Annotated in this window: 23 protein-coding genes and 1 riboswitch; of the genes, 10 read left to right on the top strand and 13 right to left on the bottom strand. The window is 71.3% G+C overall.

Annotation, left to right across the window (positions count from 1 at the left end):
- The first annotated feature begins 113 nt into the window (after positions 1–113).
- The 5 genes from R0146_RS05815 (at position 114) to R0146_RS05835 (ending at position 5095) form a co-directional block, all read left to right on the top strand.
- Complete coding sequence (locus tag R0146_RS05815) at positions 114–1517, top strand: HNH endonuclease (RefSeq protein ID WP_317691916.1); 1404 nt, start codon at positions 114–116, stop codon at positions 1515–1517.
- A gap of 10 nt (positions 1518–1527) precedes the next feature.
- Positions 1528–2739: a precorrin-6y C5,15-methyltransferase (decarboxylating) subunit CbiE gene (gene cbiE, locus R0146_RS05820; RefSeq protein ID WP_317691917.1), complete on the top strand. Its 1212-nt coding sequence runs from the start codon at positions 1528–1530 to the stop codon at positions 2737–2739.
- Complete coding sequence (cobM, locus tag R0146_RS05825; protein ID WP_317691918.1) at positions 2736–3476, top strand: precorrin-4 C(11)-methyltransferase; 741 nt, start codon at positions 2736–2738, stop codon at positions 3474–3476. The genes cbiE and cobM overlap by 4 nt, the downstream gene beginning before the upstream one ends.
- A 90-nt stretch (positions 3477–3566) precedes the next feature.
- Positions 3567–3983 carry an ArsR/SmtB family transcription factor gene (locus R0146_RS05830; RefSeq protein WP_317691919.1) on the top strand — a complete coding sequence of 139 codons (417 nt, stop codon included), beginning with the start codon at positions 3567–3569 and terminating at the stop codon, positions 3981–3983.
- Positions 3980–5095 carry a cation diffusion facilitator family transporter gene (locus R0146_RS05835; protein WP_317691920.1) on the top strand — a complete coding sequence of 372 codons (1116 nt, stop codon included), beginning with the start codon at positions 3980–3982 and terminating at the stop codon, positions 5093–5095. The genes R0146_RS05830 and R0146_RS05835 overlap by 4 nt, the downstream gene beginning before the upstream one ends.
- 15 nt (positions 5096–5110) lie before the next feature.
- Here R0146_RS05835 and R0146_RS05840 read toward each other — a convergent pair whose 3' ends face one another.
- From R0146_RS05840 to R0146_RS05900, 13 genes are all read right to left on the bottom strand, one after another.
- A complete protein-coding gene (locus tag R0146_RS05840; RefSeq protein WP_317691921.1) occupies positions 5111–5917 on the bottom strand; it encodes an energy-coupling factor ABC transporter ATP-binding protein in 807 nt (268 codons plus the stop codon).
- Positions 5914–6693: a cobalt ECF transporter T component CbiQ gene (gene cbiQ, locus R0146_RS05845; protein WP_317691922.1), complete on the bottom strand. Its 780-nt coding sequence runs from the start codon at positions 6691–6693 to the stop codon at positions 5914–5916. Before cbiQ ends, R0146_RS05840 begins: the two co-directional genes overlap by 4 nt.
- Positions 6693–7127, bottom strand: coding sequence for a cobalt ECF transporter S component CbiN (locus tag R0146_RS05850; RefSeq protein ID WP_317691923.1), 435 nt, complete (start codon positions 7125–7127; stop codon positions 6693–6695). Before R0146_RS05850 ends, cbiQ begins: the two co-directional genes overlap by 1 nt.
- Positions 7120–7815 (bottom strand): energy-coupling factor ABC transporter permease, encoded by a 696-nt coding sequence (locus tag R0146_RS05855; protein WP_317691924.1) that lies wholly within the window; start codon positions 7813–7815, stop codon positions 7120–7122. The genes R0146_RS05850 and R0146_RS05855 overlap by 8 nt, the downstream gene beginning before the upstream one ends.
- Positions 7816–7819: 4 nt before the next feature.
- A riboswitch (adenosylcobalamin (AdoCbl) riboswitch) is annotated at positions 7820–7952 on the bottom strand.
- 88 nt (positions 7953–8040) lie between these two features.
- Positions 8041–8532, bottom strand: coding sequence for an aminoacyl-tRNA deacylase (locus R0146_RS05860; RefSeq protein WP_317691925.1), 492 nt, complete (start codon positions 8530–8532; stop codon positions 8041–8043).
- A 51-nt stretch (positions 8533–8583) separates the two neighbouring features.
- Positions 8584–9045 (bottom strand): non-heme iron oxygenase ferredoxin subunit, encoded by a 462-nt coding sequence (locus tag R0146_RS05865; protein WP_317691926.1) that lies wholly within the window; start codon positions 9043–9045, stop codon positions 8584–8586.
- Between the two features lie 17 nt (positions 9046–9062).
- Positions 9063–9899: an alpha/beta fold hydrolase gene (locus tag R0146_RS05870; RefSeq protein ID WP_317691927.1), complete on the bottom strand. Its 837-nt coding sequence runs from the start codon at positions 9897–9899 to the stop codon at positions 9063–9065.
- 33 nt (positions 9900–9932) lie between these two features.
- A complete protein-coding gene (locus tag R0146_RS05875) occupies positions 9933–11162 on the bottom strand; it encodes an NAD(P)/FAD-dependent oxidoreductase (protein WP_317691928.1) in 1230 nt (409 codons plus the stop codon).
- Positions 11162–11530 carry a non-heme iron oxygenase ferredoxin subunit gene (locus R0146_RS05880; RefSeq protein ID WP_317691929.1) on the bottom strand — a complete coding sequence of 123 codons (369 nt, stop codon included), beginning with the start codon at positions 11528–11530 and terminating at the stop codon, positions 11162–11164. Before R0146_RS05880 ends, R0146_RS05875 begins: the two co-directional genes overlap by 1 nt.
- Before the next feature lie 30 nt (positions 11531–11560).
- Entirely contained in the window at positions 11561–12292 is a 732-nt protein-coding gene (locus R0146_RS05885) for a putative quinol monooxygenase (RefSeq protein ID WP_317691930.1), read from the bottom strand.
- Between the two features lies 1 nt (position 12293).
- Positions 12294–13346 carry a VOC family protein gene (locus tag R0146_RS05890; protein WP_317691931.1) on the bottom strand — a complete coding sequence of 351 codons (1053 nt, stop codon included), beginning with the start codon at positions 13344–13346 and terminating at the stop codon, positions 12294–12296.
- Positions 13347–13483: 137 nt separating this feature from the next.
- The gene (locus R0146_RS05895; protein WP_317691932.1) at positions 13484–14146 is read right to left on the bottom strand and encodes an aromatic-ring-hydroxylating dioxygenase subunit beta; all 663 of its coding nucleotides are present in this window, start codon (positions 14144–14146) and stop codon (positions 13484–13486) included.
- A gap of 81 nt (positions 14147–14227) precedes the next feature.
- Positions 14228–15592, bottom strand: a complete 1365-nt coding sequence (locus R0146_RS05900) for an aromatic ring-hydroxylating oxygenase subunit alpha (RefSeq protein ID WP_317691933.1) — start codon at positions 15590–15592, stop codon at positions 14228–14230.
- A gap of 234 nt (positions 15593–15826) precedes the next feature.
- On the opposite strand from R0146_RS05900, the gene R0146_RS05905 reads away from it, so the two are divergent.
- The 5 genes from R0146_RS05905 (at position 15827) to R0146_RS05925 (ending at position 19914) form a co-directional block, all read left to right on the top strand.
- A complete protein-coding gene (locus tag R0146_RS05905; RefSeq protein WP_317691934.1) occupies positions 15827–16534 on the top strand; it encodes a TetR/AcrR family transcriptional regulator in 708 nt (235 codons plus the stop codon).
- Positions 16535–16617: 83 nt separating this feature from the next.
- On the top strand, positions 16618–17562 hold the full coding sequence (locus R0146_RS05910) for a 3-carboxyethylcatechol 2,3-dioxygenase (protein WP_317691935.1): 945 nt from the start codon (positions 16618–16620) through the stop codon (positions 17560–17562).
- Between the two features lie 27 nt (positions 17563–17589).
- Positions 17590–18399 (top strand): SDR family NAD(P)-dependent oxidoreductase, encoded by an 810-nt coding sequence (locus tag R0146_RS05915; protein WP_317691936.1) that lies wholly within the window; start codon positions 17590–17592, stop codon positions 18397–18399.
- Between the two features lie 162 nt (positions 18400–18561).
- The gene (locus tag R0146_RS05920; RefSeq protein WP_317691937.1) at positions 18562–19203 is read left to right on the top strand and encodes a SipW-dependent-type signal peptide-containing protein; all 642 of its coding nucleotides are present in this window, start codon (positions 18562–18564) and stop codon (positions 19201–19203) included.
- A 75-nt stretch (positions 19204–19278) separates the two neighbouring features.
- Positions 19279–19914 (top strand): SipW-dependent-type signal peptide-containing protein, encoded by a 636-nt coding sequence (locus R0146_RS05925; RefSeq protein ID WP_317691938.1) that lies wholly within the window; start codon positions 19279–19281, stop codon positions 19912–19914.
- Positions 19915–19925 lie beyond the last annotated feature (11 nt).

Raw genomic sequence — 19925 nt, forward strand, 5'->3', positions numbered from 1 at the left:
AATCGGTGAGGTGTTCGAAAAGTGTCAGTGGGTGGCCCTAGCGTGATGGATGTCCGGAAGGGCGACTCGGAGTGGGTCGTCGGTCGGTCCGGGCGAGGCGTGAGGGGGAAACGATGACGACGATGTCGGTGGCTCCGCCGGCGTGGGCGAAGGTGCCCGCGTGGGTGGTGGCGGAGCGGTCAGGTGATGATCCGCCCTGGCCGGACGACCTGTTCGGCGACCCGCCGGGGCCGCTGCGGGCGACCGAGGTGGATCTGCCCGACCTGCGGCAATGGGCCCGGTGGCTGGGGGATCCGGAGGCGTTCGGGGCGACGGACGGCACGGCCGAGGATGTCTCGACGCGCTGCATCGAGGTGATCACGGCGCTGGAGCGGCTCAAGTGTGCCGCGGCGGCCGCCCAGGCACGGGTGACCGAACGGTTCGACCGGACACAGCGCCGGCTGCAGCAGGAGGCCGGGGTGCCGGCGGATCGGCTCGGCGAGGGGGTGGCCGCCCAGGTGGCCCTCGCCCGTCATGAATCGCCGGCCAAGGGTGGTCGGTTCCTCGGGGCGTCCCAGGCGTGGGTGCGGGAGATGCCGCACACGCTCGAGGCATTGGCCGATGGACGGCTCAGCGAATGGCGGGCGACCCTCGCGGTCCGGGAGAGTGCGTGTCTGTCGGTCGAGGACCGAGGTGCGGTGGACGAGGAGTTCGGCCGGATCCTGGCCTCCCGCCCGTCGATGGGCGACCGGGCGGTCGCCGATGCGGTGCGGCGACTGGCGTACGAGCGGGATGCCGAGGCGTACGTCCGACGGCTCGACGGTGCCGTGAAGGGCCGTCGGGTGACCTGCCGTCCTGCCCCCGACGGGATGACGTACGTGACAGCGCTGCTGCCGCTGCAGCAAGGGGTCGCGGTGTTCGCTGCGCTGGCCCAGGTGGCTGACGCCGCTCGTGCCGACGGTGACGCTCGCAGCCGCGGACAGCTGATGGCCGACACCCTGGTGGAGCGGGTCACCGGACACCCCGCGGAGCGGCCGTGCGACGTCCACCTCGACGTGCTGATCACCGATCGATCGCTGTTCGCGGAAGATGACGGGGCCGCGGAGGTCGATGGTGTCGGACCGGCGCCCGCCGGCTGGGTTCGCCGGATGCTGGGATCCATCGAGGACCCGGAGACACGGGTGCAGGTCCGCCGGTTGTTCCGGGAGCCGGACGGGTTGATGGCGACGAAGAGCGCCGGTCGATTCTTCACCCGCGGGATGCAACACCTGATCCGGGCCCGCGACCAGCACTGCCGGACACCCTGGTGCGATGCCCCGATCCGGCACGCCGACCATGTGGTCGGCCACGCAGAGGGCGGCCCGACCGACCTGGACAATGCGCAGGGTCTGTGCGAGCGGTGCAATCACACGAAGCAGATCGACGGCTGGTCGGCGAACGTCGAGCCCGGGCCCGGCCAGGTGATCCGGCTGGTGACGCCGACCGGCCACACGTACGCTTCCCGCCCGCCGCGTGGCCCGGGGGAGGTGCGCGATTAGGGTGTAGCCCGTGATCGAGGTCGTGGGAGTGAGGGCGGACGGGCCGGACGAGGCGGCTCGCGAACTGCTGGCGGAGGCCGAGGTGGTGCTCGGCGGTGAACGCCACCTCGCCATGGCACGCGCCCTCGGGGTCGACGCCGAACTGATCCCCTGGCCGTCGCCGATGCGTCCCGCGCTGCCCGGCCTGCTGGCGTCGGTCGCCGACCGACGGGTGGTCGTGCTCGCCTCGGGCGACCCGATGGTCTCCGGCATCGGCTCCACCCTGGTCCGGCTGCTCGGTCCGGAGGCGGTCCGGATCCGGCCCGCCGCCTCGTCGCTCGCGCTGGCCCGCGCCGAGATGCGCTGGCCGGAGGAGACCTGCGACTTCGTCAGCCTGGTCGGGCGCGATCTCGACCGGCTGCGCCGCCATCTGGCGCCGGGCAACAGGGTGATCGCCCTGTCCGGCGGCGCCCGGACACCGGCCGCGCTCGCCGAGATGCTGCGGTCGGAAGGCTTCGGGGCGACCCGGATGACGGTGCTGTCCGACCTCGGATCGGCGGATCAGGCGCGGTTCGACGGCGTCGCCGAGGACTGGCCGTACGTCACCGTCCCGCCGCTCAACGTGCTCTGCCTGGATGTCGCAGTGACCCCGGGTGCCCGACCGGTCGGGCTGTCGCTGGCACCCGGCCTGCCCGACGAGGACTTCACGCACGACGGACAGTTGTCCAAGCGCGACGTCCGGGCCTCGGCACTGGCCCACCTGCGGCCCTGCCCCGGCGAACTGCTGTGGGATGTCGGCGCCGGTGCCGGTTCGATCGGCATCGAGTGGTCCCGGCTCGACCGCCGCAACCGTACGATCGCCGTCGAACGCGACCCGGAGCGGGCCGCCAGGATCCGGCGCAACGCGGCCCGGCTGGGTGTCCCCGAGCTGCAGGTGGTGCAGGCCGATGCGCTCACCGGGGTGGCCGAGCTGCCGACGCCCGACGCCGTGTTCATCGGCGGCGGGGCGACGGAGGAGACGATCGAGGCCTGCTGGGGCGCTCTGCGCACTGGCGGCCGACTGGTGGTGCACACCGTCACTCTGGAGACCGAGCGGGTCGTCATCGATGCTTGGCAGCGCCACGGTGGCGAGCTCACCCGGCTGTCGATCGAGGTGACCCAGCCCATCGGGCGGTTCACCGGCTGGAAGCCGGCCCGCCCCGTGGTGCAATGGGCCGCCACCAAGAACCAGGAGAATGCGTGACCGTCCACTTCATCGGCGCCGGCCCCGGCGCCGCCGATCTGCTCACGTTCCGCGGCGCTGCCCTGATGGGTGCCAGCCCGGTCTGCCTCTACGCCGGGACGTACGTCACCGAGGAGATGCTGGCCCACTGCCCGGACGGTGTCGAGTTGGTCGACACCGCCGTGGTCAACCTCGACGAGCAGGTCGCCATCATGAAGCGGGCCACCGAGCAGGGCCGTGATGTCGCGCGGCTGTGCTCCGGCGACCCGTCGATCTACTCTGCGATCGCCGAACAGACCCGCCGCCTCGACGCCGAGGGCGTCGACTGGGATGTCACCCCCGGTGTCCCGGCGTACGCCGCGGCGGCGGCGCTGGTCGGCAAGGAACTGTCCGTGCCAGAGGTCGCCCAGACGGTCATCCTGACCCGTGCCCAGCGTGATTCGACGAAGATGCCACCCGAGGAATCGCTCCGCGAGCTGGCGAAGACCCATGCCACCCTCGTGCTGCACCTGGCGATCCGATTCGTCCGTGAGTTGCAGGAGACGCTGATCCCGGAGTACGGGGCGGACTGCCCGGTGGTGGTCGTCTCCCGCGCCGAACAGCCCGACGAGCTGATCATCCGCGGGACCCTCGCGGATTTCGCCGACGCCGTCGAGACGCACGGCCTGCGGCAGGCGGCGATCATCATCGTCGGCTGGGCGCTGGACGCCGAAGACTTCCCGGAATCGCACCTCTACCGCACCCGGCATATCCGCTGATCAGCCGGCCGCGCCGTCCGGGACGAGGCAGGCCGGATGGAGTGTGCCGCGAGATCGTCCTACTATCTGCATATGCATGCAGATAGTTGTATGGATCCGGACAATCCGAACGTCGTGCTGGCGGCCGAGATCTTCAGCATGCTCGCCGACGTCACCAGGGTGCGGATCGTGGTGGCACTGGTCAGCCACGACGAGATGTCCGTGGGCGAGCTCTCCAAGCGCGTCCACAAGTCTCCGGCCGCAGTGTCGCAGCATCTCGCGAAGCTGCGGTTGGCCCGCATCGTCGTCGGCCGTCAGGAGGGGACGTACGTCCACTACCGGCTGGCCAACGAGCACGTCGAGCTCCTGGTGCGGGCCGCCCTGGAACAGGCCGAACACGCCGCGTCCGACGTGCCGGCCCACCACCGGGCGCAGACAGCGGGGCTCGGGACGGCAGCGGTCACCCGGAGCGCCGGGTCCACACCGTCGGCCGACGTCGTCGCGGACCGCGCGGAGGTGCGGCGATGACCGCGCCGGACGTCGAGCGCGAGGCGATCGGGAACGGTCACACCTTTCCGCATGATCATCACCCCCACGACCACCCCCACGACCACCCCCACGACCACCCCCACGACGATGGCCACGATCACGATCACGACCACGACCATCACCATCCACACGGTGGTTGGCGCGGAGCCCTGTACGAGACCTTCGTGCCGCACAGCCACGATGCGGCCGAACGGGTCGATGACGCCCTGACCGCCAGTGGCGAGGGCATCCGTGCGGTCCGGACGAGCCTCGTGCTGATGCTCCTCACCGCCGTGGTGCAGTGCCTGATCGTGGCGATCAGCGGATCGGTCGCGCTGCTCGCCGACACCATCCACAACTTCTCCGATGCGCTGACCGCGGTCCCGCTGTGGATCGCCTTCGTGCTGTCCCGCCGCGCCCCGACCCGACGGTTCACGTACGGCCTGGGGCGGGCCGAGGACCTCGCCGGGCTGTTCATCATCGCGATGATCGCCGCGTCCGCGGTGGTCGCGGCATGGCAGGCGGTCGACCGGCTGATCACGCCCCGCCCACTCGAGCACCTGGCGTGGATCGCGGTCGCCGGTGCGGTCGGCTTCCTCGGCAACGAACTGGTCGCCCGTTACCGCCTGCGGGTCGGGCGTCGGATCGGTTCGGCGGCCCTGGTGGCGGACGGCCTGCACGCCCGCACCGACGGGTTCACCTCGTTGGCTGTGGTGGTCGGCGCGGCCGGTGCTTGGCTCGGCTTCCCGCTGGCCGACCCGATCATCGGGCTGGTCATCTCGGTGATGATCCTCGCCATCCTGTGGCGTACGGCCGGCGAGATCGGCGTACGCCTGATGGATGGGGTCGACCCGGCGCTGGTGGAGCGGGTCCGCGCCGAACTGGCCGGGGTGCCCGGCGTCCGGGACGTACGGGAGCTGCGGCTGCGCGCGGTGGGGCACGCCTACCGGCTGGAGGCGGTGCTGGAGGCGCCCGCGGAACTGACGTTGGACCAGGCCGAGGCGCTCCGGGCCCGGGCCGAGGCCGGCGCCCGGCGCCAGGTGCTGCGGCTGGACCAGGCGATGATCACCTGCCGTCCCGCGCTGCCGAGTGCCGGCGTGATGTCGGACTGAGTCCGGGCCTGCCCCTCAGGCCTCCGCCAGCAGCCGGTCGATCACCTCGGCCACCCCGCGGGGGCGTTCCGACCAGCCGAGTCGGGCGGCCAGCTGCAGCGGCCACGGGATCCGCAGATGGGCCTCGGCGACCAACTGTGCGTCGCCGAGCAGTTCGTCGACCGGGCCTTGGGTGGTCCGGCCGCCGGTGACGATGATCGCCGTGGTGGCCCAGGCGAGCGCCAGGTCCACGTCGTGGGTGGCCATGATCACTGTGGTGCCGGACGCCTCGAGGCGGGTGATGGCGGTGAGCATGTCCTCCACCGCGTCCGGGTCGAGGCCCGCGGTCGGTTCGTCGAGCAGCAGGTAGTCGGGACGCATGGCCACCGCACCGGCCACCGCGACCCGCTTCTTCTCGCCGTACGACAGCTGGTGGGTGGCTCGGGCCGCCAGATGCGTGACCCCGAGCAGTGCCAGCGCCTCCTCCACCCGGGCTCGCGCCGCGTCCTCGGACAGGCCGAGGTTGAGCGGGCCGAAGGACACGTCCTGGGTGACGTCGGCGCTGAACAGCTGGTCGTCGGGGTCCTGGAGCACCAGCTGCACCCGGCGGCGGTGGGCGATCAGGCCCCGCCGGTGGTGTGCCAGCGGCGCGCCGTCGACGACCACCTCACCCTCGTCGGGGACGATCCCGCCGGCCAGGCAGCCGAGCAGCGTCGTCTTGCCGCAGCCGTTGGCGCCGAGCAGGGCGGTCCGGTGGCCCGGGCGGATCTCGACGTCCACGCCGTGCAGGACGCGGCCGCGGGAGGGGTAGCCGGCGGCGAGGTGGCGCGCAGTGAGGCTCATGGCAGTAGTCCGAATCCGTGCGTCCCGACGGCGACCAGGGCCAGCAGCCAGGTGGTGGTGAGGGCCAGGAAGGCCGGGGAATGGGGGCGTACGTGGTGCAGTGTTCGCAGGTCGTCGGTGTAGCCGCGGCCGGCCAGGCCCTGTTCCAGCCGTCGGGAGCGCTCCCAGGCCCGGACCAGGACGCCGGCGGCGAGCGAGCCGAAGGAGCGCACCGAGCGGCGGAATCCGACGTAGCCCAGCCGGGCCGCCTGGGCCGACCGGATGGTGACCGCCGACTCCCACAGCACGAACAGCAGGCGGTAGGTGAGTGCGGCGACGTCCAGGGCGGGCCCGGGGATCCGCATCCGTCGCCCGGCGTCCACCAGATCGACCATCGGGGTGGACACGGCGAACAGGATCACCGCGCAGGTGCCCGCGATGCTGCGGCCCAGCACCGTGCCGGCCCGCGCCACCGACTCCGCGGTGACGGCGAACGGGCCGGCACTCCACCACACGGTCGACGCGTCCGCGACACCGCCGACCTGCAGCGCGATGGACACCACGCCGGTGACGACGAAGGTGAGCGGCAACAGCAGCGCTCCGAGCCAGGTCCCCCAGGGGACCTTGGCCAGGGTCAGCGCGGCGACGCTGAGGCCGACCGCGATCACCGGTCCGACCGGCCAGGCAGGCAGCGACAGTCCGACGAAGAGGGTGCCGAGCATCAACAGCGCCTTGTCCGCCACGGCGACGTCCCGCCAAGGGCTGCCCCAGGCGGCGCCGTCGATCGAGAACGCCATCAGACCCCGTCCCCGGGACCGTCCCGGTGCACGGTGTCGTCGGCAGCATCGTCGACGTCCGCGCGCCGGCTCTCCCGGAGCCGGCGGATCTCGCGGCGCGACTGGAGCCGGCCGACGGCCCAGCCCAGCACGGCACCGCCGAGCGCGGCCTGGGCGGCGAAGAGCCCGGACTCCAGCTCGGGGCTGTTGAGGACGAGGACCGGGTGGAACCACGGCGTGACGCCCTGTTCCTCCAGGGCGGCGACGGCGTTGCTGTCCGCCCCGCCGAACTGGGCGTCGGGGGAGTGGGTGCGCGCGATGGCGAAGGTCACGGCGAGCAACACCACGACCAGCCCGGCCAGCGCCCAGGTCACCCAGCCGCGCTGGGCCGGCCGATGCGCCTCGGGGTGGGAGAGATCAGCATGGGGGCGATCGGGGTGGCGGGGCTCAGACATGAGCGGCCCCCGGCACCGGCGCGACCGTACGCTCGGCGGGCAGCACGCCGAGACCGACCAGCTCGGGCCGGGCGATGGACCGCAGCACCCGGAACAGCACGACACCCACCAGCCCCTCGATGATGGCCAGCGGGATCTGGGTCACCGCGAAGATGGTGAGGAACTTGCCCACCGCGGCGCCGAACGTCGGGGTGGCGTACGCCAGCGCGAGCTGCACCGACGTGACGACGTACGTCGCCAGGTCGGCCAGGGTCATCGCGAAGAACACCTGCACCTCCAGCGGCGTCCGCAGCGTCCGCAGCGCGACGTACGCCCCGTAGCCGACCCACGGGCCGACGATCGCCATCGAGAAGATGTTGGCGCCGAGCGTGGTGATGCCGCCGTGGGCCAGCAGCAGCGCCTGGAAGAGCAGCACCACCGCCCCGAGGAACGCCATCACGGGTGGTCTGAAGAGGACGGCGCCGACGCCGGTGCCGGTCGGGTGGGAGGAGGAACCGGTCACCGACGGCATCTTCAGCGCCGACAGGATGAAGGTGAAGGCGCCCGCGGCGGCGAGCAGCACGCGGTTCTCCGGGTGTTCGCGGACCTGACGGACGGTCGACCGGACGCCGTGGACGACGAACGGCGCCGAGGCGACGGCCCAGGCGATGCAGTGTGAGGCGGGGAGGAACCCCTCGGCGATGTGCACGGTGTGTCCTTCCGGGATGACGCGTCCCGATGCTGGGTGTGCGCTCTCGGGCCGAGTTCCTGACTTGACTCACAGTGGCGCGACCGTGCCGGATTCCCACCGGCTTCCTCGGAGCCCGAGTGCGTTGCTCTGCGCCACGCTAACACGGCCGCCCCCACGGGCCCTCCGACAGCAGGGAGAGCGGCTGCGGAGCGGGCTGGGGTGCAGGGGCTGCGGCCGCCGGCGTCACTCCGGTTCGGTGACGTCCAGCACCGTCGCCGCCAGCACCCGGACCAGGTCGTCGGCCGCCAGCACCAGCGCCGTCGCGTGGTCACCGCCGCCGATCGACACCTGGCGGCCCGGCGGATCGACGAGCGTACGGTCCGCATAGACCGGCCAAGGATGGGTGGCACCGAACGGGGTGATGGTGCCCCGCTCGTAGCCGCTGGCCTCCCGGGCCTCCTCCGGGTCGGGCATGGTCAGCCGGTTCACCCCGAGGGCGGCCCGCACCCGTTTCCAGGACACCTTCCGGCCGCCCGGGACGAGCAGGAAGAAGTAGTCGCCCCCGCGGCGCCGGACGACCAGGGTCTTGGTGAGGTCCGACGGCGGCACCCCGATCGCGGCGGCGTGCTCCTCCAGGCTGGTGCTCGGCAGGTGCGTACGGACCGCGTACGTCACGCCGGTGCGGTCAATGGCATCCAGCGCGCGCCGGGCGCCGGGGGAGGGGGTCTCGGTCACGGGTTCAGCATGCCCGGCCGGTCAACCGGGTGGTCGGTCCGGCGCCGGTCATCAGTCCCGGTCGACGGTCGGGCTGCCGCTGCCGGCGGCGGCCGGTGTCCCGGGCCAGAGCCAGATCCCGTCGCCGCGCAGTTCCACCCGATGGGTCCGTTCCGGCACCGTCGCGGGCGGGCGCAGCGCCTCCCCGGTGGCCAGCGAGAACCGGGCGGCGTGCACCGGGCACTGCACCCAGCCGTCCTCGATCCAGCCGTCGGCCAGCGAGGCGTACTGGTGGGTGCAGATGTCGTCCAGGGCATAGAAACGCCCGCCGCTGCGGAACACCGCGATGTCGCGGCCGGTCCCGTTGACCATGCCGTCGACGACCAGGGCATGGCCCTCGGCCAGGTCACCGACCGCGGCGACGCGGATCGGCGGCAGCGACGCCTCCGGCGGCGCTGGTACGGAGGGTGACCGGCCCAGCGCCCGGCGGAGCCATCGTGCAGGCGATGGCCCTCGCCGGGCGCTGTCGGTCATGATCCGCGATCCGCGGCTCAGTTGTTCGTGATGAACTCGTCGACGAGGCGGTTGAACTCGGCGGCGTGCTCGATCTGCAGCCAGTGGCCGCAGCGGTTGATCAGCACCAGCCGGCTGTCCGGGATCAGCGAGGTGAGCCGCAGGCTGTGCTCGAAGTGCACCACCCGATCGTCGCGACCGTGGAACAGCAGCGTCGGCGCCTGGATCGTCCGCACCTTCGCCTGGTCCAGCTCGACCACCGCGCGCTTGCCGACGGCGTCGAGGAAGTTCTTGTTGTGCTCCGGGTGGGCGGCGACCATGTCGGCGCGGCCCTGGATCAGCGCGTCGGTGGCGAAGGTCGAGTCGTACGTCATCACGTCGACGAGTTCCTTCATCACCGCGAAGGACGGCTCGCGGTAGCCCCGCTGGAGGATCTTCAGCCCCTCGGTGAGGCCGGCCGGGCCGAACAGCGTGGTCGACCCGGAGGACGAGCCCATGGTGATCAGCCGCCGCACCCGCTCCGGGTGTTCGTAGCCGAACCGGATGGTGGTGCCGCCGCCCATCGAGTTGCCGATCAGGGTGGCCTGCTCGATGCCCAGCGCGTCCAGCAGGTCGGCGACGGCCTGCGGATGGTTGCGCTGCTGCCAGGTGACCGGGTCGGACTCGCCCCAGCCGGGCATGTCCGCCGCGACGACGTGGTACTTCTCGGCGAAGACCGGGATGTTGTTGGAGAAGTTCGTCCAGCCGGTGGCGCCCGGCCCGGAGCCGTGCAACAGGACCAGCGGCTCCCCGCCGGCCGGGCCGGCCTCGTTGATGTGGATCCGCCCCGAGGGGGTGTCCACGAACCGGCTGGTGTTCTCGTACGTCAACTCCATGGCAGTCCTTTCTGCATGCGGGCCACGGGGGCCTCAGCGGGCGAGCTTCTTGAGCTCGATCGACGGATCGGCGAGCTTGAGCGGATCGATGACCAGGCCCCGGTCGATGATCCGGCGGGCGGCCCGGACAGCCGTACCGCCGTCGATGGTGGCGGCGCCGATCATCCGGCCGTCGGCCTCCATCCGGAAGGCGGCCACCGGCGCCCCGTCCACCGACCGGACGATCGGGGTGCCGTTGACCAGGTCGCCGACGGACTCGACGTGGACACCGTAGCGATCGGACCACATCCACGAGGCGCCGTGTGCCGGCAGCGGCACCCCGGCGATCGCCGCGGCGACGGTGCGGCCGGCGTTCATCGCCGACTCCCAGTGCTCGTGGCGGCGGATCAGCGTGCCGTCGGCCAGCCGGATCCGGGCCACGTCGCCGGCGGCGTAGACCCCAGGATGGGTGGTGCGCTGGGTCGGGTCGACGATGATGCCCTGGTCGGTGGCCAGCCCGGCGGCCTCCGCCAGGTGGGTCTCCGGGACGATCCCGACCGCCACCAGCACCGCGTCGGCGGCGACGCTACTGCCGTCGTTGAGGGTGACGGTGTACTCCTCGCCGGCCAGCGAGATGCCGGTGGTCATCGCGCACCGTACGTCGACACCGTGCGCGGCGTGCATCGCGTGCAGGCGGACCGCCAGTTCGGCGCCGACCAGCGGGACCAGCGGCACCGGCACCGGGTCGATCAGGGTGACGGTGGCGCCGTCCTTGACGGCGGTGGCGGCCACCTCGGCGCCGATCAGGCCGGCGCCGATGATCGCCAGCCGCAGCCCGGGCACCAGCAGGTCCCGCAGTCGGTCCGCGTCGTCCTTCGTCCGCAGCGTCAGCAGGCCCGGCAGGTCACCGCCGGGGATCGGCAACGTACGGGGCCGGCCGCCGAGCGCCAGCACGGTGGTGGCGGCGCTGACCGTCCTCCCGCCGCCCAGCTCGAGCAGCCCCTCGTCCGGGTTCAGGGCAACCACCCGGTCGGTGATCAGCTCCACCGCGTTGTCGCGGTACCAGTCGTCGGGGACGAAGGACAGCTTCGCGGCCGGCAGCGAGCCGTCGAGGTACTCCTTGCTCAGCGGCGGCCGGTCGTACGGGATGCCCTCCGGGTCGATGATGGTGACCCGGCCGTCGAAGCCGTGCTTGCGCAGGTCCTGGGCGGTGGTGAAGCCGGCCAGCCCGCCGCCGACGATCACGACGTTGCCGCCCGCACCGGGCGCGACGGTGCCGGACATCAGGCGGTGACCTCGGTGACGGCCCCCTCGACGGGGACTCCCGGGTGCAGCCAGATCTCGTCACCGCGGAGCTCCACCTTGTGGGTCCGGGCCGGGATGCTCGCCGGCAGGCACAGCGCGGCGCCGGTGCACAGCGAGAACCGGGCCGAGTGGATCGGGCACTCGACCTCCTCGCCCTCGATCCAGCCGTCGGCCAGCGAGGCCTCCTCATGGGTGCAGGTGTCGTCGAGGGCGTAGTACTGGCCGTCGGAGAAGAAGACGGCGATGTCGCGGCCGGTGCCGTTGGCCGCCCCGTCGACGACGAGGGCCTCCTCGTCCTCGATGTCCCCGACGTCGGCGACCTTGATCGGCTCGATCTGCGTGCTCATGGTGGGTCCTTCCTCGGTGTGTCGGGCCGCTCAGCCGGCAGGCCAGGACACGGTGGTGGCGTAAGCGTACGAGTCGGCCGGGAGCCAGCGCTCGTAAAGGTGCCGGAATCTCTGCCGGCGGTAGAACTCGCGGGTCTCCGGTCCGCGTTGCGGCCGGGCGGGGATCCGCAGGGTGTCGCCGCGGAACGCGGCGGTGGCCCCGCGCAGGGCCCAGTGCCGGTCGTAGATGACCTGGTCGGCCCACAGTTCGACGAGCAGCAGGTGCCCGGGCAGGTCGACGTCCTCGCACCAGTGGTAGACCAGGCAGCCCTCCTCGCGGCGGGTCTCGGCGACCTCGGCGCCGATCCGCTCGTACATCGCCGGCGTCGCCTGCACCGCGTGCTGGATCACCACCCGTACCGCGCCGACGGCCGGCCAGCGGATCGCCCGGTGCGACTCACCGAGCCGCTCCGGCTCCCACACCCCGTTGCGGAGTGCGAAGATCTCCCGCCGGTAGAACTCCGTGGTCACCGACGTGTCGGCGTACGCCCCGGTGACCAGATCGGTGAGCACCGGGTAGTCCCCGGCCAGGGCCCGGCGCCAGAACGCGTCGTACGCCTCCTCGGTCTCCCACAGCATGGTGAGCACGTGGAAGGCGCTGCCGTCCAGGCTGGCGTACAGCTCGGCGCTGGCGCAGCCGGGGGCCCGGCGCAGCACCGCCGTCTCCTCGCGCAACGGGCCGGGGTCGGGGAGGTCGTGGAATTCGTGCAGGACGCGGAGCATGTCAGTCCTTCTCGACGAGGGTGCTGAAATCGACCTCCCAGTCGGGGGCCATGTACCTATCCTCCGCCGGGAAACGCCGGTGCACCCCCTCGATGAGGAAACCGCCGAGCCGGTCGAAGGTGTCGAAGTAGCCGTACTCCGAGGCGCCACCGCGCAGGTCGGAGCCCATGCACAGCGGCGCGCCGAGCGCGGTCATCGATTCGACCGTCGCCGCCCAGTCGCCGGCGTCGGTGGTGAGGTAGGGGAACAGGTGGTGGATCCCCGGGCCGCGCTGGTCGGTGAACTCGCGGTTGTAGTGCGAGGGACCGTACGTGCACTGGATGATCTCGAAGCCGACGTCGCCGGCGGCGCCCTGGGCGGTGAAGTAGCCGTGCTGCACCGGGGAGATGTCGCGGTAGAAGGGGTTGTCAAGCCGGCCGGGCTCGGTCTGCCAGGTCTTCACCGCGAACCGGTCGATGCCGAGGATCCGGTGGTAGTGCTCCAGGGCGGCCATGGTGTCGTCCACCACCACCCCCACGTGCCTGACGCCCTGCACCGGCAGCGCTGGCCGGCCGCCGCGCAGAGCGGCGCCGTCCAGCGTCCGGGTCTCGCCGAGGGGAACGTACGCCGTTGGCAGCACCTCCAGCAGGTAGCCGCCGAGCGCCCGCCGGGTGTCCCAGAACGTCCGGCGGACGTCCCCGTCGACGACGTGGGAGTGCGCCGCCGGGATGCCCAGGGCGGCGAAGTGGGCGGCGATCGCCGCCGCGTCGGCGCCCTCGGCGCGGACGGTGAGGTAGCCGATGCCCTCGCCCCGGGAGAGGAGGAACTCGTTGAACGGTGTCTCGCCGCCGGTCGGTTGGACCAGCTCGAACGGGACGACGCCCTGCGCCCGGCCGTACGCGGTGCGGTAGGTGCCCGCACTGCGTCGGCCGTACGACACCATCGCCGACAGCCGGTCGGCAGGGTGGTCGTTGAGCGTCCACACGGTGGTGTCGAGGACGGTGGCGTGCTGGTGCATGGCGCGGTCCAGGTCGCGGACCACCACGCCGACCTTCTCCAGGGTCGTGATCTTCATGTCTCTCCTCTCCCGGTCATCTGGTGGGCAGGGTTCCGCGGTCCTGCGGTGGACAGCCTTCCCCGGTCCTGCGGTGGACAAGGCGAGCGGGGAACGGTGTCTCGTTGCGGTTCCATAGGGCCGCCCTATGGAACGGCTCAGTAGAACAGGCTGAGGTTCTTGTTGAGGATCGTCGACATGTCGAAGAGGACCCGGCGCTCGCGGATCAGGTAGCCCCACGGCGACGAGGGATCGCGGACGATCCGGTCGATCCGCTCACCGGTGATCGAGTCCTGGGAGCGCTGGCCGTTGGAGCGGTAGTCGTAGAAGTTGGACTTCACCACGTACTCGTCGTCGGCGAGGCCCTTGGTCACCCGGATGTTGGCGATGATGTGGCGGGACCGCGACGGCGGCTCCTCGCCCCAGGCCTGGTTGGTCAGCAGGCGGTCGACCCGCTGCTTCAACTGGACCGTGGTCTCTTCGAAGTAGGCCGAGGTCCGGAAGTCGTTGATGCGCTGGCTGCGCTCGCGGGACAGCCGGTCCTCCTGGGTGGGCGCCCAGTACATGGCGTCGTCGGCGAAGAAGTCGAGCCAGGCACCCCAGTCCCAATCGTCCAGCACCTGCACCTCCTCATAGAGGAAGCGGGTGAGGGCGCGCTCGACGGCCGGGTCGATGTCGGCGAGCAGGGCGGTCAGCCGGTCGGTCGTCGCGGTGACCGGGCGGGCGGCGGCGCCGGGGTCGCCGAACGGGATCTCGGTGCCGGCGGTCTGGATATCGGCGGTCTGGATATCGGTGGTCTGGGTGTCAGTGGTCACGGTCATGGGTCACACCTCGTCGTGCGTCGGGTCTGGTGGTGGGTCGTACGGGGGTCGGCTCGTACGGCGGCGGGATCGTACGGGCGCTCAGGCCTCGGCCCGGTCGCCGGCAGCGGAGACGGGCGCCAGGCCCATCCGGTGCTGGGCGCGCTTCTCCATGAGTTCTTCCCAGGAGTCGGAGGTCATCATGTCGAGGTAGGTCGCGTACATGTTGATCGCGGCGTTGTCGGAGAAGACGTGCGCCGAGGAGCCACCGGGGTAGCAGCCCTCGTCCCACTGGATCGGCGCGCCGACCATCTGGTAGAGGTAGCCGGTGTCGCGAGCCACCCGGCCCTTCAGCACGTGCTGCATCTCTTCCCAGTTCAGGGCGTCGTCGGCCTCGAACATGCCGGCGGGGGTGAACGTACGCAGCACGTCGCGGCGGATCGAGTCCTTGATGTCCTCCGGGGCGTCCTTCGGGACGAAGGTCCAGGCCCAGACCTCCATCTCGTGCGGGCCGCGCGGGTGGGTGACCCGGATGGTGTAGTTGCCCAGCACCATGAAGGTCGGCCAGATGTTCAGATGGCCGCGGATCTCGCGGTCGTCGCCGAGGCGGCGGGCGATCATCTCGGCGATCTCCGGCTGGGCTTCGTAGCGCTGCATCGCCTGGCCGGTGTTCGGCACCTCGGCGCCCTTCTCGCCGTACCAGGCGCCGCCGTGGCCGTAATCGGAGAAGAACTGCCGGCCGGTCGGGTTGGTGCCGCGCTTGGTGCGGTCGGCGGCGTCCGAGCCCTTGTTCAGCACGGTGGCGGCGGAGACGTGGGTGATCTCGGAGTGCTGCATGTCCGAGGTGGGCTGCTCGGCCATGAACTTCCAGTTGTTCGGCAGCACCCAGCGGTGGAAGGCCACCTGCTCCATGCCGCCGTCCCAGCGGTCGATGTAGCCGTCGAGGTAGTACTTGGCCGACCCGAGGTACTCCTCGAAGTCGGGGGCGTCCTCGTCCCAGGTGCCGAACCAGAAGCCCTTGTAGTACTGCACCCGCGGGACCTTCACGGCGCCGAACCGGCCGCGCTCGAAGGTCTCCGGGTAGGCGGTGTCCTGGCGCGGGACCTGGATCAGGTCGCCCGCCAGGTCGTACGCCCAGCCGTGGAAGGTGCAGGTGAAGGCCTTGGCGGTGCCCTTGTCGACCCGGCAGATGCGCATCCCGCGGTGCCGGCACTGGTTGAGGAACGCCTTGACGCCGCCGTCCTTCTGGCGGACGACCATCACCGGGTCCTCGCCGATGTAGGTCTGCAGGAAGTCGCCCTTCCTGGGGATCATCGAGTCGTGGGCGAGCATCACCCAGGCGCGCTTCCAGACCTTCTCCAGCTCCTGCTCGTAGATCTCCTCGTCGGTGAAGATCTTGCCGGAGAGCCGGCCGTTCTCGATGTCGATGAGTGAGGCGATGTCAATGGATGACGCGGTGTCGGTCATGGAAACTCCCTTGTCAACGGACCGGCGGTGTCGGCTCTGGTGACGGTCGGCCGACGAACGGCCGAGGGCGTCCGCCTCCGGAGCCTGCGAGGTGCGGTTCTGAACTGAGCGGTGTGACGTGGAGCAGGTCTGGTGTGACCCGCTCTTGAGTGAGCACTCAAGTCTGTGGTGGGCATCACGTTAGGGGGCCCTGGCGTACGATCGACAGAGACCGTTCCACCAGGAAGGACACGAGTGGCCAGGACCCCCGGCGATCCCCGCTCCACCCGGCAGCGGATCCTCGACGCCGCGCGCCGGATCTCCGCCGAACGCGGCTACAAGGGCACCACGTTGGCGATGATCCAGAAGGAGGCCGGCGTCCACCCGGGATCCTTCTACTGGCACTTCGAGGACAAGGACGCGCTGTTCGCCGCGCTGGTGCGCTATGCGTACGCCGAGTCCCGCCCGATGGTGGACCACCTCGGCCCCGGCGACGCCGCCAATCCGGTGAAGGTCGTGCTCGACTCCATCGTGGACAATCCGGCCCGTCACGGGCTGTGGCGGTTCAACGTCCAACTGATGCTCGACGCGGACATGCAGCAGTCGAAGACCGCCGAGGAGATCCGTACGCTGCGCGAGATCACCCAGCGTGCGTTGACCAGCGCCTGGCTCGACCTGGTGCCCCCGCGGGTGCTGGCGGAGGTGCCGGAACTGCCGGTACGGATGGCTGACTTCTCCCTGGCCACCGTCGAGGGCTGCATCCTCTCCCGGGTGGCCGGCACGCCGCGCGACGAGGCGTTCATCACGGCGGTGGCCACCGCGGTGATGGCTCGGATGGTCACGCTGGCCTGCGAGGAGGTCGGTGAGCCGGTGCCGGAGTTCTTCCGGGAGCGGGCCGCCGGCATCGAGACGCTGGTGCTCGGCCGACCCGCCGGGGTTGACCTGTCCGGCCCGGCCACCTAGCCTCGGATCACCGTTCACGGCCGGAGGGCGCCCGGCCGCGAGGGGAGCGAGTGAGCACTCCGACGTTTCTCGAAGGACCCCTCATGTCGCTCGCCCTGATCGCGATGTCCCACAGTCCGCTGCTGCACACCGCGGAACTACCGCCCGCCCCCGAGGTTCGTGCCCGGGTCGACGCGGCGTTCGACCGGATCCGCGAGGTCGCCCGGGCGTACGATCCGACCCTGGTCGTCGTCTTCGCCCCGGACCACTACAACGGCTTCTTCTACGACCTGATGCCACCGTTCTGTGTCGGTCTGTCCGCCGCCGGCATCGGTGACTACGACACCGCGGCCGGCCCGCTGTCGGTCGACGAGGCGCACGCACTGGCCGTCGTGCAGCACGTCCAGCAGGCCGACATCGACATGGCGCTGTCCCGACGGATGGAGGTCGACCACGGTGCCGTCCAGCCGCTGGAGACCCTCTTCGGCGGGCTGACCGCCCGGCCGGTCGTGCCGGTCTTCGTCAACGGTGTCGCCGGGCCGTTCGTCCCGATGCGGCGGATCCGGGCGATGGGTCAGGCGATCGGCGACTACCTGTCCACCCTCGACGAGCGGGTGCTGGTGATCGCCTCCGGCGGCCTGTCGCACGACCCGCCGGTGCCGCAGTGGGACACCGCCTCGGCGCCGGTCCAGGAAGGGCTGATCGACGGCCGCCACCCCACGGCGGAGGCCCGCGCGGCGCGCCAGCGTCGGGTGATCGAGGGGGCTGCGGCGTTCGCCCGCGGCGAGGCGTCGATCCGCGACCTCAATCCGGTCTGGGACCGGGCCTTCATGGCCGACTGCGCGTCCGGGGAGCCGAGCCGTTTCGATGCGTACGAGGCCGAGGCGATGACCGCCGACGCCGGTCACTCCTCGCACGAGGTCCGTGCCTGGGTGGCCGCGTTCAGCGCGCTGGCCGCCGCCGGACCGTACGAGACGACGTACGACTACTACGAGCCGATCCCGGAGTACATCGCCGGTTTCGGTGTGATGGCGGCCCGGACCCGCTGAGCGGGCCGCGGCGGAGGAGGACTCAGGATGGGTTGGTTGGACGGACAGGTCGCGGTGCTCACCGGCGGCGGCTCGGGGCTCGGCCGGGCACTGGTCGACACCTTGCTGGAGGAAGGCGCCCGGGTCGTCGTGCTGGAGTATTCCCCCGACAAGTGCCGGGCGCTGGAGGCCGAGTGCGACCCCGACCGGGTCGCCGTGCTGGCAGGCGATGCGGGGACGTACGCCGCGAACCGGCAGGCCGTCGACCTGGCGGTCTCCCGGTGGGGCCGGCTGGACACCTTCATCGCCAACGCCGGGCTGTGGGACTTCGGCCGTACGCTCGACGAGATGTCGCCGGAGGACCTGGAGCGCGGCTTCGACGAGCTCTACCGGCTCAACGTCAAGGGTCCGCTGCTGGCCGCGAAGGCGGCCCTGGACGCGCTGCGGGCCAGCAACGGCTCGCTGATCGTCACCCTGTCCAATGCCGCGCTCTATCCCGGGGGCGGCGGGGCGCTCTACATCTCCAGCAAGCACGCCGGCGCGGGTCTGGTGAAGCAGCTGGCGTACGAACTGGCCCCCGACGTACGGGTCAACGGTGTGGCGCCGGCCGGGATGGTCAGCGATCTGCGCGGGCCGGCGTCGATGGGTCTGGCCGACACCTCGGTGAGCGGCTTCGACATGGCCGGCATGGTGGCGCGGAAGTCCGCGCTGCGCCGCTGTCCCGAGGCGGTGGACTACGCCGGGGCGTACGTCCTGCTGGCCTCCCGGAAGTACGGGATCACCACGTCCGGGTCGATCCTGGACGTCGCCAACGGGAAGGGCTTGATCGGCCGGGTGGCTGACGATCTGCTCGCGTGAGGCGCAGATGTGTCGGACTAGGTGTGATACTCGTCACATGTGTGCCGCTGTGTGAAACCTGTGGGCTAGCCTGTTTGCGGGGCGGCCCACACAGGTGGGGGACAGGTGGTGGACAGGCTGTCCCGACAGGGATTGCACGACCACTTCTGAGAGGGGCACACGATGTCCGACAACACCTCGACCCGCTGGACCCGCAGCCACAAGATTCGCGCTCTCCTCGCCGGTGGAGTCGTGCTCGGTGTCGGAGCGGCCGTCACCCTGGCCGCCTGGAACGACTCGGAATTCGCGCAGGGCGACTTCACGGCGGGCACGTTCAATCTGGAGGGCAGCACCGACGGCACGACCTACGCCCAGCACAGCACGTCCGCCGCTGCCGCGCTCGTGTTCGACTCGACGACATACAGCGGGAACATCACGCCCGACGACGTGCTCTACAAGGCCTTCTGGGTGCGCCTCGACAGCGCCACCACGAGCGATGCGACGCTGGGGCTCGCGACGACGACGCCGGATCCGACGACCGGCACCAATGCGGACCATCTTTCGTACGACATCTACCAGCTCGCCGCCGGCGACACCTGCGACGCCGCCACGGTCAGCACGGCGACAGCCGTGTGGTCCGGCGCCACGCTGAGCGCTCGTCCGGCCATCCCGCCCACCATCCACCTCACCAAGGGCGCCACCACCGGGACCGCGGGCACCGCCGTGCAGCTCTGCGTCAAGGTCACCGCCGGCCCCGAGGGCAGTCTCGTGCAGGGCGGCCCCGCCTCGACCGTCTGGGAGTTCAAGGCCACCAGCGTCAGCTGATCGGTGACCGGCGCAGCAGCGCCACGGGCACGTGAGGACCGTCCGGGAGGACGGCGGGCGATGGAGGGCTGACGGATGAGCCGTGAGTCGGCGGGATGGTCGCGGCGCGCAGGGCTGTGGAGACGTCTGCGCGCCGTACTGGCCGGCGGGCTGGTGTTCGGGATCGGGGCGACGCTCACCCTCGCCGCCTGGAACGACAGCGAGTACGCCGCCGGCCAGTTCGCGGCGAGCACGTTCGCCACCGAGTCCAGGTCCAACAGCGGAGCGATCTGGGTGAGCACCACCCAGGGCTCACCCGCCACGCTCGATTTCGCCGCCGCCACGATGTCGCCGACCGTGTCGCACTACGCGTACTTGGACGTCCGGACCACCGCGGCGAGCACGGTGGGCGGGGCAGTCGCGCTCGACTCGGCCAGCAAGACGGGCACCCTCGCCGCTGTTCTCGAATACCGCACGGTGCTCATCGGCTCGACCGCCACCTGCAACGCCGCCGCCTTCTCCGGCTCGCCGACCTGGGTCGCGGGTGGCGCGAGCACGTACCTCGCTGGGGGCACGATGCCCACCACTCCGCCGAACACCGCCCTGTCGGCCGGCGCCGCCAACACCCTGCGCTACTGCTTCGACGTCCGCGTCACCACGGGGGCCCCCAACACTTACCAAGGGACCAGCGGCACGCTCACCTGGGGCTTCCTGGCGACCTCGTCCAGCTGAGAGGAGGTGAC

The sequence above is a fragment of the Raineyella sp. LH-20 genome, assembly GCF_033110965.1.
In the GTDB taxonomy this organism is placed as follows: domain Bacteria; phylum Actinomycetota; class Actinomycetes; order Propionibacteriales; family Propionibacteriaceae; genus Raineyella.